This window comes from Comamonas sp. E6 (assembly GCF_001010305.1).
Lineage (GTDB): Bacteria > Pseudomonadota > Gammaproteobacteria > Burkholderiales > Burkholderiaceae_C > Comamonas > Comamonas thiooxydans.
In genome coordinates this window covers 31,643-43,836 of record NZ_BBXH01000025.1, presented here as the reverse complement: position 1 = coordinate 43,836, position 12,194 = coordinate 31,643, and the positions used below count along the sequence as shown (strand labels likewise).

Below are 12,194 nucleotides of genomic sequence, written 5' to 3'. Positions count from 1 at the left end.
GCAACGGGAATCTAGCGCTATGAGCGACATCACGATCTACCACAACCCTGCTTGCGGCACCTCCCGCAATGTCCTGGCCCTGATCCGCAACAGCGGAGTGGAGCCCACGGTCATCGAATATCTCAAGACGCCGCCTGATCGCGCCACGCTGGTGGGCCTGATTCAAGCCATGGGCCTACCAGTGCGCGATGTGTTGCGCCAAAAAGGTACGCCATATGACGAGCTTGGCTTGGGCGAGCCCAAATGGACGGACGAGCAATTGATTGATTTCATGCTCCAGCACCCCATTCTGATCAATCGCCCGATAGTGATCACCCCTCTGGGAGCCCGCTTGTGCCGTCCCTCGGAGGCCGTGCTGGACATCCTGCCGCAGCCTCAGCAGGCCGCCTTCTCCAAAGAGGATGGAGAAGCCGTCATTGACTCGAAAGGAAATCGAATTGGCAAGCACTGATCTACCGAACCTCGACGAACAAGTCTTTGAAAAGCCCAGCCTGGAAGGCCTGCTGCCCGCACAGCGTGCAACGCACGCGCCGCGCATACTGCTGCTGTATGGCTCGGTTCGTGACCGCTCCTATAGCCGACTGCTGACCGAAGAGGCGGCGCGACTACTGCGCAATATGGGTGCCGAGACCAGGATCTTCGATCCGCGTGGCCTGCCACAGCCCGATGGTGCCCCCAACGATCACCCGAGGGTCAAGGAACTGCGTGAGCTGGCTGTATGGGCCGAGGGCATGGTCTGGACGTCTCCGGAGCGTCATGGTGCCATGAGCAGCATCCTCAAAGCGCAGATAGACTGGATTCCTTTGTCCGCTGGTGCCGTGCGACCGACGCAAGGCAAGACATTGGCAGTAATGCAAGTCTCGGGTGGCTCGCAGTCCTTCAATGCGGTCAACCAGATGCGGGTGCTGGGTCGCTGGATGCGCATGATCACCATCCCGAATCAGTCGTCTGTTGCCAAGGCATTTGCCGAGTTCGACGAGGCTGGCAGGATGAAGCCCTCTTCGTATTACGAACGGGTCGTGGACGTGATGGAAGAGTTGGTCAAGTTCACTCTGCTGACGCGAGACTGTTCGGACTACCTGGTGGATCGCTACAGCGAGCGCCGTGAAAACGCAGAGGAACTGTCCAAACGGGTCAATCAGCGAAGTATCTAAGTGACGCTTGCAGGTGGGCTCTGCATTCCAAAACAAGTTCAGTGGCCGCTTCTTCGCTACTTGAGCGGCTGCAACGGGTCGATTGCTGGCCGACGCGAAAGACCGCTAACGGATACCTCAGGTTTGTGGCGCTGCCCCATCAAGTCTGCCGTTCCCAGTCAAACGCACCGGAGCAGCAGCCTCCTCTGTGACAATCGCGTGATGACCGATGAATCACCGATCCACACAGTCCACAAGCGCGTTTGCCACACGTTCCTCCGGCACTGGAAGGCCCACAACAACGCCTACCCCAAGCTGATCAAGATGACGCCCGAAGAGCTGCGGCAGTTCAACATCGTCAACTCCTTCGGTAAGCCCAATGAACTGTGGGGAGTCCCAATTGAAATCGACCCCAGCACCACGGGCGTGATGATTGCGGTCGATGGGACGGAAATGCCTTTGGTCGAAGGCTACTGATCAAGCACCAGACGCAAAGACGGATATCGCCTTCTGCGGCCAAGGTGGCGTCCTGGCCGGCAGTGATATCCGAGCCGCGAACCAGGATGGAGCCGTCCGCCCCGCCCTTGACGCCGAACTTGCCTGCATCGTTGCCCACGCTGGCATTGACCCCCACGGCCTGGCCGTCATAGTGGGCGCTGTTGTGCAGGTCGCTGGTGGTGAGTGCCCCGCCGGTGCTGAAACGGTTCTTGTCCTGATCTATCGCCGTCTGGTTGCTGGCGATGACGGCGCCCTTGAGGTCGGTGTCGCCCTTGACGCTGACCTGGAAACCGCCGTCCCCTGCCTGTATGCCGCTTTGCTCGGTGACGCTTTGGTAGTTGCTGTTGACCTTGCTCTGGCCGGCATGCAATCCGCCGCCAATGGGCACGCCCACGGGGCTTTGTGCGCTCCCCAGCACCCTTTTGACTACCGAGCACAGGTCCGCTAAAGACCCGTTGCTGTCGTTCGTGCTTCGTCAACAGGTGTCTGTTGTGCAGCGATTGCCACTGCTCGTAGTCGCAACGCTTTCTAACGGTCACCGTCCCATACCGGCCATCCGAGCATCGACGCGGAGGGCAGCCCAATGACGGGTTTCAGGTGTGCAGCGGACAACGACCATCAAGTGCAGGCAGCAGCCCATTCAACGCCCTAAGTGCGTGGATGCAGGCCCCATCTGAGGCGGGCCGATCTCAAAGAAGCGATGCAGTCCAAAAGGACGCACATCGCTTCTTTTTTGTTTTGAGGAGTATTTAGGTAGCAGCACAACCGCCATCTGCTGAACCTGAAATACGACAATCAAGGCCGCCCTATGCCCAGTCGATTTCATCCAACCAAATGGAGGTTTTTTTAGCAGCCTGTTGCAACACATTACCGACAGACAGCTCGTCAGTGCAACCGATGCCCAGTTGGACGACGTGCTGGGCGGGCTCATCTACCTGGCCAGCGATGCCGCCGCGATGGTGACCGGCTCCGCACTGCTGATCGATGGCGGGTGGACCACCGCCGACTGAACCACACCCCACCTGCTGCATGGCTGCTGCGACTCGTTTGCCAAGCTTGATGTACAGCGTCACCGCTCGGATTCGAGCTTCGTATGAATACATGAACTACCTTACCTCTCAGTAGTCCAAGATTTCATCCGCATCCCTGCGGGCAGGTTTGCGTGGAAATCAACACCATGAACAGACGCTTTCCGATCAATCCTAAGTACTGCTGCAGAAGGTCATGGTGTCGGATTCTTGAATCCCAATGCCGCTGAAAGCTGTGCAGCCTCTTCCCTTAACAGTGCGGCATAGCCCTGCACAACCTCTTCGTCGAGTCTTGCGCTGGGACCGAATAGCCCCAGCGATCCCACCACGCGGCCGCTGCTGTCGAAGAACGGTGCAGCAATAGCGACAGCGCCCTGGATCAGCTCATCGCGGCTGGTGGCGTAGCCTTCGAGGCGAATCTGCTTGAGCTGTTCGGTGCACCGCTTAGCTTCGGCGGCGTTTTCCGCGCCATAAGCGCTAAGGTCTTGCTTGTTCACGTTCAGCCATGCCAGGATCGAGCGACCGCTGGCGCCCCGCACGAGCTTCTCGCGATAACCCACGCCCCGCTTGAAGCTCAGGGGCTGTGTGCTGGGAAGTTCGGCAACACATATTCTGAAGGCACCCTCATGTACGTGCAGGGAAATGGTCTCGCGGGTTTTCTCCCACAGGCGGCGCATCATGGGTTGGGCAACGGTTTCGTAGCTCATGCCTGCGGACCAGGCATGAGCCATCTGGGCGACTGCCGGGCCGAGCCAGAAACGCTGGGGTTCGCCCTCGGAAACGAGAAACCCCTTGGTGTTGAGCGTATCGAGCAAGCGATAGAGGGTCGGCCGGCTCAGGTCGACCCGCTTTAGCAGTTCGGCCACCAGCAATCCATCGTCTCCAGGCCTGAAAGCGAGAAGTACGTCAAGAGCCCGCTGGACTGCGCGCACCCCGCTTTCGGATTTATCGGATTCGGCCATGTCAACGGTTTTCTGATTCATGCCGATACTCTACCTGCAATTGTCCACCTGATGGACAGGAAACATGGAAGAGAAAAAGGCTGGCGTCATTCCCTGGATGCTGCCGCCTCTTCCTGCCTTGCGAACATTGTTCCGATGCCGCTCAGCAATCCAGGACCAGGTTGCCTGAACGGCATCCGGAGACGCAGATCATCATGCTCTTGTTCGCCGCCCGCTCCTGCTCGCTCAGAATCTGATCCCGATGGTCCACATCGCCGGAAATGACCCGGACCTCGCAGGCCCCGCATACACCTTCACGGCAGCTGTACTCGGGGTTCATGCCCGCGTTGATCAAGGTATCCAACAAGGACGTCCCCGCAGCCACCTGCACGGTCTTGCCGGTCCTGCGCAACTCGACGGCATAGCCGACTTCCGGTGTCTGGGGCGCTGCCAGCGGTGCGGCAGCAAAACGCTCCAAGTGCACATGCGCCAGCCCCAGCTTCTGGCAACTGTCTTCATACGACGCCAGAAAAACCAGAGGCCCGCAAGCATAGAAGTGTGCGCCTTCGGCGTGTCCTTGGAGAAGGCTGTACAGATCGGCACGCACACCCTTTTCATCCTTGAAGTGCCAGTCGACCGTCACCCTACCGCCGGCTTGGGCAGCGATGGCTTCGATCTCCGGCACAAAGGCGGCGTTCTCGCGGCTGGATGCGCAATAGATGAGGTGCGCGGTCCTGCCCAGAGCGTGCAGCTTCCTTAGCATGGAAAGAACAGGCGTGATACCGATCCCTCCAGCCACCAGCACACTATGCGAGGCAGTCTCGTCCAGGGGGAAATGATTGCGCGGCCCGCCAATCTGAATCGCTTGCCCAACCCGCAACTTTTCATGCACAAAGCGTGAACCGCCACGGCTGGCCGGGTCCAGGGACACCGCCACCACATAGCGATGGCGTTCCCCCGGATTGATCAGCGAATAGCTTCGGATCAACCCATCGGCCAGGTGCAGGTCGATATGGGCACCAGCCTGCACGGGCTGGGCAAACTCCTCTGCCACAACAAGCGGTCGCAGCTCCACGCTGAGGGTGCCGGCCGCTTCGTAGCGCATCTGGTGGACGCGCGCCTGAAGATATGTAGAGGCCATGGCGTTACATGATGTGCAGGCCACCATCGACCATCAGAGTGGTCCCGGTGATGAAGGACGCCTCGCTGGAAGCCAGCCAGAGGATGGGCCAGGCGATTTCCTCCGGCGACGCCCAGCGCCCTATGAGCGATGTGTCCTTGCGCTCCGTCCTGAGCTGCTCCACGCTCTTGCCCGCGTTGCGTGCCCTGCCGACGTGGAAGTCGGTCAACGTGGAGCCCGGGCATACCGCATTGGCACGCACGCCGTGAGCGGCCTCCTCGAATGCCAGGCTACGGGTATAGGCCAGTTGCGCCGCCTTGGTCGCGTCATACAGGGCCATGCCCTTGCGACCCGTGACCGCATAGCAGGAGGACACGTTGACGATGCTGCCTGTTCCCGACTGCCTCAGCGCAGGAAGCGCAGCCCTGCAGTAGTTGGACATGCCCACCAGATTGACGCCGACCATGGCCTGCCATTCGGCTGCAGTGGCATCGGCTGCGGCACTGTAATTACGCATGGCGGCGTTGTTCACCAGGGTATCGAGACCGCCCCACTGCTGCACGCACTGCCCTACGGCTGCCGCTGCCGCAGCTTCGTCGGACACATCGGCAGTGGCGCATGCCAGCCGGGCTCCAGGCACGGCCTGCAAAATGGCTTCACGCGTACGCTCCAGAGCCTCGGCGTTCGCGTCCACCATCAGCACTGCAGCCCCTTCCTGGCAGAAGAGATGGGAGGCCGCGGCGCCTATGCCCGCACCGGCGCCGGTAATCAAGGCGGTGCGTCCCGCCATTCTGGATTCGCTCATTGTTCAATCCGCCTTTGCATTCGTTGCCTTGATGACCTTGCCCCAGCGCCCGATTTCGGTTGCTATCCAGTCACTGAATTGCTTGGGAGTGCTAGCAATGGTCTCAAACTCCATCTCATCCAGATGCTTGCGTACGTCCGGTGAGTTGAGAATGCGCACCATGGCTTGGTGGTAGGTGTTAATGACGGCAGGCGGTGTTCCGGCAGGCGCCAATAGACCGATCCAGGACGTGGCCTCAAAGTCCTTGAGACCAGATTCCGCCAGTGTGGGAATCGTGGGTGTACTGGGGAAACGCTTAGCCCCCGTGGAGGCCAACAGCTTCAACCGACCTTCCTTGACGAAGCCCTGCACATTGCCCGGAACAAAGAAACCGCTTTGAACATTGCCAGCGATCAGATCTGTCACCGCAGGCCCTGCCCCTTTGTAAGGAACATGGGTCATCTGGAAACCAGCCGCCGATTTCATCATCTCCATGGTGAGGTGCGAAGCGCTGCCCATGGCCACCGAGCCATAGGAGTACTTGCTGGGGTTCGCCTTGGCCTTGGCGATGAAGTCCTTTACGTCCTTGAATTCGGCCTTGGGGTTGACCACCAGGTATTGGGGCGACTTCACCGCCAGCGTGATGGGAGCCAGGTCCTTGAGTGGGTCATAGGGCATCTTGTCGAACAGGGTGACATTGATGGCCAGAGGCCCGTTGTAGCCAATCAGCAAGGTATGGCCATCCGGCACGGAGCGGCTGACTTCGTAGGCGCCTATGTTCCCGCCTGCACCAGGCTTGTTCTCAACCACGAAGGGCTGGCCCAGCGCCTCCTGCAGCTTGGGCGCAATCAGGCGCGCCAACACATCATTCGTGCTGCCTGTAATGGGCACCACGATGCGCACTGGCTTAGTGGGGCGCCATTCGGGCGCAGCGGCAGCCTGACCCCAGGCCGCAGTTGCCGCGCAGGCTCCTGCGACCAGGGCGGCCTTGAGTGTCATAGGGAATTTCATGTTTTTTTGTCTCCGTCATTTCTTGTCTTGGTGTTTCTCGTTCAGAGGCTAAAGACTGGCTTCTTCGTCGCATCCGCCAATTCCTCGCGGGCCCAGGCCACAGGGTCCTGGTCGCGGGGCAGCAGCACGCCTGCAGGGCGCACGTGCTGCTCGCTTGCGTCAAGGGCGGGAGGTGTCTCGCCCTGCTCGAGGCCCAAGGCCGCTTCATTGAGCATGCGGCGAGCCATGACAATTGCCTTGTCCGTAGGCAGCAGCCTCTCTGCGGCATGGTCCTGGATGGGGCCCATGCTTTCCTGCAGCGAATAGTCCTGCGCGGAGAAGCCAAAGATGCCGCTATAGGAGCGCTCTTCGCGCTGCGCCACCCGATCCATGCCGTAGTCGTTGTTGCGATTCGCCTTGGGAATGAAACTGCCGGGCGCTTCGTACTCCACGTGTATGCCTTTGCCCTCCTCCATGGATGTGCGTTCTTCCTCGGTAAGCGGCTGATCCGGCTGCCAGTTGATGCTCCAGGCCCAGCAGTTGTGGTCGTCGATAGGCACCCACACATGACCACCCAGTGCATGCTGGCCAAAAGGAGCGATCAATGTGAACCAGGGAAACAGCCACTGCGTGATGCGCCAGTAATAGGAGTCAGGCTCGCCATTGCGGCGGCCGAACAGACTCAGCCCGAATGGCGTCTGCTCGATCTCAAACTTCACATTGCCGTCGGCCTTGATGTAATCCAGCGCCTTGACACCTTGGTGCATGGGATCCGTATCCACCTCGAAGCGGTGCACATACGACACATGGGCAGTGTCGATACCGCCTTCCATGGCCTGCAGCCAGTTGCTGTATTGCAGACGCTTGGATACAAATACATGCTCCGGCGGCAGGGTGCACCATTCCAGCTCCGGAGGTGATGGCTTGTGCTCCTCAGGCCCCATGTAGGTCCAAACGATGCCGCCACGCTCCACGCATGGATAGCCCTTGATATGCATGCGGGCACAGGATTGCGGCGACGAAGGAACGTCCACGCACTGGCCATCGCCATCGAACTTGACGCCATGGTAGGCGCAGCGAATGCCGTTCTCCTCGTTACGACCAAAGTACAGCGAGACGCCGCGATGAGAGCAGAACTCGCTGATCAAGCAAGCTTTGCCATCCGTGTTGCGAAAGGCCAGCAGCTTTTCGCCCAGTAATTGGACTCGCACCTGCGGACCGTCCGCTTCGGCGATCTCGCTGGACATCAATGCTGGCACCCAGTAGCGGCGCAGCAGATTTCCCATCCGTGTATTGGGGCCGACGCGGGTGAGCGTCTCGGACATTTCCTTGTTCATGCCTTGTCTCCGTGAGGTGGTTTGATTTCAATCATGTTCGTCTGATGAGACTGATGTCCATTTTATGGACTATCTGATCTGTGTCAAATTTATCGATCTTGTCCGCCCTATGGACACCCAAGAAAACAATGAAGCTCTACCGACGAGACTTCACGAGTGGGGAGAAATATTGTGAGACGTGACGTACACCAACCTGCCTAGCGTCAAATGGTCGCGCGTAAGGAGCTAAAGGAACTACGGCCGCCCTATGTCGATCACATGCGACGAACAGCCAACACAGCGGTGCAGATTGGTCGAAGAGTTCCTCAAAACCCTGGTCAGCTTGAGCAATGAAGTGCAGGGCAGCGCAACGACATCGTGAAGTTTGAGCTGGGGTGAGTAACAGCCGGACGGCAGAGCAGTTGCCGGCGTCAATGCTCGGATGGCCGTTATGGAGCGGTGTCCGACAGGTCGCGAGCGGCTACGGACAGCTGCAATCGCTGCATTTCAGTCGTTGTTAACGTGCATCCGAAACTCTGCTTAGGGTCAATGGCACCAATTCGACCCAGGTCAGAGCGGTCACTCGAAACTGGCGATAGTCCAATGACTGCTGTGGACACTAGCAGTCATCGGCATCTTTGAATTGGGCGACTGCAGACAGCCTAGACCTGCCATTCACGGCTACTTATCGGACGACAGCTTCTGGCCGTTCCCAGTCATACGCACCGGAGCAGCACCCTCCTCTGAGTCAATCGCGCGATGACCGATGAATCGCCGATCCACACAGTCCACAAGCGCGTCTGCCACACGTTCCTCCGGCACTGGAAGGCCCACAACAATGCCTATCCCAAACTAATCAAGATGCCGCCGGAAGAGCTGCGGCAGTTCAACATCGTCAACTCCTTCGGCAAGCCTGATGAGCTGTGGGGAGTCCCAATTGAAATCGACCCCAACACCACGGGCGTGATGATTGCAATCGATGGGACGGAAATGTCTTTGGTCGAAGGCTACTGATCAAGCACCAGACGCAAAGACGGATATCGCCTTCTGCAGCCAAGGTGGCTGCCTGGTCGGCAGTGATATCCGAGCCGCGAACCAGGATGGAGCTGTCCGCCCCTGCCCTTGACGCCGAACTTGCCCGCATCGTTGCCCACGCTGGCATTGACCCCCACGGCCTGGCCGTCATAGTGGGCGCTGTTGTGCAGGTCGCTGGTGGTGAGCGCCCCGCCGGTGCTGAAACGGTTCTTGTCCTGCTCCAGCGCCGTCTGGTTACTGGCGATAACGGCGCCCTTGAGGTCGGGCTTGTGCACTTCGGGCCGTGCCCGACAAGCGTTGTGCGATACCCTGCACCCTTTTGACTTCCGAGCACAGGTCCGCTAACGACCCGTAGCAGACAACCAGATTGCTGAACTCGTTACAGGAAAGCGACCATTCAACGTCCTCTCGATGGACGGGTTAGCCACCATTGGGTCGAACCGCCTTCACGCATTCTTGCATCTGCTTCTCTATCCATTCTTTAGTGATTCCTTGCTCTTCCCAAGCAGACATCCAGTACTTATCCACGATCCTGTCTACCTTGGATAAGTGCATCCAAATATCGATCAACTCATCAATCATTGCCTTCCGACCGGACTTACTCATGTGGTTGATGTCGTGCTTCTTGAAGAAGCCATGGGCGAGGTGATTGCGGTGTACCAGTGCTTGGTCAAGCTCCCGCGAGAACTCTAGACTGAAGCTGTATCGCTCTTTCGCGACACGCAGTATGTGGCCGAAAGTCTTCGTATCGAATGACTCATATAGCTGATTGATGTCGACGACGGCTACGCCAAGGTTTCCTTGCGCTAGAAGAGCCACTGCGAGATTAAGGACACCATGTTCAAGAACGTTTGCTTTGTAGAAGGCAAGGCCAAAAAAAGCGTACACCTCTTTTGGATCTTCGTAGTTCGGCTCTGGGCGTGTGATTACTTCTTGCATGAAACCTAGCGTTCGCAGTCAGCGGCGCCGCCGGGTGTCTTCTGGAAAGCAAGGTTAGATTTCATCTTCGTCCGCATCCATGTTGATGTTGACGATGACCCAGTTTTCGAAATCAACCTCATTGCTGATCTGGAGACTTAAGGACTTGGTATTCGCCAACGCTCGTCGAATCATCCAGTAGGCTTCATCGAAGAGGTTAAGAACCACCGTCTCATCCTCGCCGTCGTTGTGGTGCTTAGCAGCGTTGCGAGCCGAATTCCACCCCTTGAACATCGAGCTTTCAGTTACTTCCTCTAATGCAGCGAGGCCTGTGGACTTTTTGAGTGCGATGACTGTATTGGCAGACTGCTCCATAGAAGAGCGCTGCCCACGTGAATTCATCAAGCGTGAAGAAATTTCCTCTCCTGCTCCAGCTAGAGTCAGTGCGCAGAGAAACTTCTTGTTAATGAACAAGGTAATGGCCTCTTCGATTTGAAGTCGAGCAATTTCGAACTTGGACATCGAAGTGTCTTCTTGGTAGCCGAGCGAAGGTGCTTTCACTGAAATCTCCCGGTTTACTGTAGCTGCGTGTGCTAGCCAAAGTCGACCCGAAACGGTCATCCCTTATGTGGAGCAGAACGACGAAGCGGACGCCAGTCGCTTTCTAAATTGGTTGTTTTGTGCTGTCCGCTGGGTAGCAAAATCGGTTTGCACTATGTGTACTTCGGGGTGCCCAGCATACTTGAGACTCTGATACGGTCTTCAAGGCCATGTGCTTTCGCGGCGATCCGAATAGCCGCAGCGTCATTCTCGGGAAGCGATGGACCAAGGTAAATACGTTCAATTAGCAGTGGAACATCGAACTCCACCTTGACGCCATATTCAGGAACGCTAACTCCAAACTCTTCTGCCATCCGCACAGAAATAGCCAAACGAAATTCTTGCTCCCATGCGAACGCCATATGTTTATACCAAAAACGATCCATCATGCTGACACGAAGACGTTCCTTTAGGAGGTTGACGTATTTAACGTTTCCTGCCCAAAGATCTTCATGCCCAAATTCGGGCTTCAGACGAAATGGCAGGGCAGCGGCACAAATTCTGCCCGTGCTCGTGCGCACGGCAACTCCCTTGCGGGAACCCGCATACAGCTGCCACATCGCATCGCTTTCGTAGCTAGCACGGTGCCAGCAACTAACTTTCGTAAGGCGGCGCAGTTCTTCGAAAGCCCATTCAGTATCCTCGACTTCAGCATAACGAGGATCAACAGGGAATCCGGGTGGAAGCACAGCCACAGCCCCTTCGAACGGATCGTCGAACTGTCGTGCAGACGCGAAATAAAGTTGGCTGGACTGCAGAAGCTCCAAGAATCTCTCTGTTCTGAAATACCGCCATAGTGGCTCGTCCATATCGAGCTCTTGATTGCCGATGATACGCACTTCGTCTCCTGTGTTAGCTTAAGATTTATTTCATTGGCGACCTATGCGAGTCCTGTGCAAAGAAAAGTTAAGGGGCATTGTTAAAGGGGATGATAGATGCTAGATCGTCCTCTACGTCTAATCCATATGCGATGACGATCGCTGCAACTGCGCTGCCAGCGGTCTTTCTGAGCTTGGTGAGCTCACGTGAAAGGAGAGACTTTTGGATTGGAATTGCTGCCCGGTCAAATTCTGGTGAACCGACTATGTTGCAGAATTCACGGCATGCTTTTCGGATCCTGGCGAATTGCTTTCCAACATGAGTCTGAGGGTTGACTTTCTGGAGAGCGCCAGTAAGTGTGTTTCGCATATCGTCAACCGAGCGGATGCAGTGATGGGCGCCCTCCATCTCGTAGGGGTTATAGAGAACACGCTTGTCCTCCAATGTGCGCAATACATCGCGAGCAACCGTAACCTCAGCTGTCACTGGCTGCCACTGAATACCAAAGATCGGGACACTAACGCCAGTAACTCGCGCGAGAATTTCTTTGAAGTTCAACGTTGCCTCCTTGTTGTTCAACTTGTTGTTGTCCGATTATTAAGTCTCTCTACCTTGCATTTGAACATGCTCCAGACATAGTCGCCCAAGAGCCGAGGCTTGACTGTCTCAGAGCCGTCATTTGTGTAGGTCCGCTCCTGGCCGTTCCCAGTCATACGCACCGGAGCAGCCCCCTCCTCTGAGACAATCGCGCGATGACCGATGAATCACCGATCCACACAGTCCATAAGCGCGTTTGCCACACGTTCCTGAGGCACTGGAAGGCCCACAACAACGCCTACCCCAAGCTGATCAAGATGACGCCCGAAGAGCTGCGGCAGTTCAACATCGTCAACTCCTTCGGTAAGCCTGATGAACTCTGGGGCGTCCCAATTGAAATCGACCCCAACACCACGGGCGTGATGGTTGCGGTCGATGGGACTGAAATGCCTTTGGTTGAAGGCTACTGCTTGAG

At 57.3% G+C, this 12,194-nt stretch carries 16 protein-coding genes and 1 pseudogene; 6 read left to right on the top strand and 11 right to left on the bottom strand.

The genetic code is table 11. The features are described from left to right. The first annotated feature begins 19 nt into the window (after positions 1–19). From arsC to CSE6_RS26545, 3 genes are all read left to right on the top strand, one after another. Complete coding sequence (gene arsC / locus CSE6_RS20740; protein ID WP_034360082.1) at positions 20–451, top strand: arsenate reductase (glutaredoxin); 432 nt, start codon at positions 20–22, stop codon at positions 449–451. Beyond that, on the top strand, positions 438–1,154 hold the full coding sequence (arsH, locus tag CSE6_RS20735) for an arsenical resistance protein ArsH (protein WP_059441349.1): 717 nt from the start codon (positions 438–440) through the stop codon (positions 1,152–1,154). The genes arsC and arsH overlap by 14 nt, the downstream gene beginning before the upstream one ends. 201 nt (positions 1,155–1,355) lie before the next feature. Next, positions 1,356–1,610, top strand: a complete 255-nt coding sequence (locus CSE6_RS26545; RefSeq protein WP_059441348.1) for a hypothetical protein — start codon at positions 1,356–1,358, stop codon at positions 1,608–1,610. Here the strand turns inward: CSE6_RS26545 and CSE6_RS26540 are convergent. Continuing rightward, positions 1,492–2,025 carry a hemagglutinin repeat-containing protein gene (locus tag CSE6_RS26540; protein WP_238585752.1) on the bottom strand — a complete coding sequence of 178 codons (534 nt, stop codon included), beginning with the start codon at positions 2,023–2,025 and terminating at the stop codon, positions 1,492–1,494. The two genes, CSE6_RS26545 and CSE6_RS26540, sit on opposite strands and share 119 nt — an antisense overlap. Positions 2,026–2,488: 463 nt before the next feature. Here CSE6_RS26540 and CSE6_RS26200 point away from each other — a divergent pair, with 463 nt between their 5' ends. Continuing rightward, positions 2,489–2,641: a hypothetical protein gene (locus CSE6_RS26200; RefSeq protein ID WP_193751156.1), complete on the top strand. Its 153-nt coding sequence runs from the start codon at positions 2,489–2,491 to the stop codon at positions 2,639–2,641. 212 nt (positions 2,642–2,853) lie between these two features. Here CSE6_RS26200 and CSE6_RS20715 read toward each other — a convergent pair whose 3' ends face one another. The 5 genes from CSE6_RS20715 to CSE6_RS20695 all read right to left on the bottom strand — a co-directional run bounded on the left by CSE6_RS20715 (position 2,854) and on the right by CSE6_RS20695 (position 7,831). After that, positions 2,854–3,642, bottom strand: a complete 789-nt coding sequence (locus CSE6_RS20715; protein WP_081007823.1) for an IclR family transcriptional regulator — start codon at positions 3,640–3,642, stop codon at positions 2,854–2,856. Between the two features lie 121 nt (positions 3,643–3,763). Further along, the gene (locus CSE6_RS20710) at positions 3,764–4,741 is read right to left on the bottom strand and encodes a PDR/VanB family oxidoreductase (RefSeq protein WP_059441346.1); all 978 of its coding nucleotides are present in this window, start codon (positions 4,739–4,741) and stop codon (positions 3,764–3,766) included. Positions 4,742–4,745: 4 nt separating this feature from the next. Next, the gene (locus CSE6_RS20705) at positions 4,746–5,525 is read right to left on the bottom strand and encodes an SDR family NAD(P)-dependent oxidoreductase (RefSeq protein ID WP_054075756.1); all 780 of its coding nucleotides are present in this window, start codon (positions 5,523–5,525) and stop codon (positions 4,746–4,748) included. Positions 5,526–5,528: 3 nt separating this feature from the next. Beyond that, positions 5,529–6,515: a tripartite tricarboxylate transporter substrate binding protein gene (locus CSE6_RS20700; RefSeq protein ID WP_059441345.1), complete on the bottom strand. Its 987-nt coding sequence runs from the start codon at positions 6,513–6,515 to the stop codon at positions 5,529–5,531. Between the two features lie 41 nt (positions 6,516–6,556). Then, complete coding sequence (locus tag CSE6_RS20695) at positions 6,557–7,831, bottom strand: aromatic ring-hydroxylating dioxygenase subunit alpha (protein ID WP_054075758.1); 1,275 nt, start codon at positions 7,829–7,831, stop codon at positions 6,557–6,559. A 738-nt stretch (positions 7,832–8,569) separates the two neighbouring features. On the opposite strand from CSE6_RS20695, the gene CSE6_RS20690 reads away from it, so the two are divergent. Further along, positions 8,570–8,824, top strand: a complete 255-nt coding sequence (locus CSE6_RS20690) for a hypothetical protein (RefSeq protein ID WP_059441344.1) — start codon at positions 8,570–8,572, stop codon at positions 8,822–8,824. Here CSE6_RS20690 and CSE6_RS26535 read toward each other — a convergent pair. The 5 genes from CSE6_RS26535 to CSE6_RS20665 all read right to left on the bottom strand — a co-directional run bounded on the left by CSE6_RS26535 (position 8,818) and on the right by CSE6_RS20665 (position 11,740). After that, positions 8,818–9,120, bottom strand: coding sequence for a hypothetical protein (locus CSE6_RS26535; protein WP_059441343.1), 303 nt, complete (start codon positions 9,118–9,120; stop codon positions 8,818–8,820). The two genes, CSE6_RS20690 and CSE6_RS26535, sit on opposite strands and share 7 nt — an antisense overlap. 145 nt (positions 9,121–9,265) lie before the next feature. Continuing rightward, positions 9,266–9,784, bottom strand: a complete 519-nt coding sequence (locus CSE6_RS20680; RefSeq protein ID WP_059441342.1) for a hypothetical protein — start codon at positions 9,782–9,784, stop codon at positions 9,266–9,268. Between the two features lie 54 nt (positions 9,785–9,838). Then, on the bottom strand, positions 9,839–10,285 hold the full coding sequence (locus tag CSE6_RS20675) for a hypothetical protein (protein ID WP_059441341.1): 447 nt from the start codon (positions 10,283–10,285) through the stop codon (positions 9,839–9,841). Positions 10,286–10,476: 191 nt separating this feature from the next. Further along, positions 10,477–11,202: a hypothetical protein gene (locus tag CSE6_RS20670; RefSeq protein WP_059441340.1), complete on the bottom strand. Its 726-nt coding sequence runs from the start codon at positions 11,200–11,202 to the stop codon at positions 10,477–10,479. Positions 11,203–11,269: 67 nt separating this feature from the next. Beyond that, a complete protein-coding gene (locus tag CSE6_RS20665; RefSeq protein WP_152668612.1) occupies positions 11,270–11,740 on the bottom strand; it encodes a DUF6650 family protein in 471 nt (156 codons plus the stop codon). Positions 11,741–11,934: 194 nt separating this feature from the next. Here CSE6_RS20665 and CSE6_RS20660 point away from each other — a divergent pair. Continuing rightward, positions 11,935–12,186, top strand: a pseudogene (locus CSE6_RS20660) (hypothetical protein); the annotation flags it as partial. Positions 12,187–12,194 lie beyond the last annotated feature (8 nt).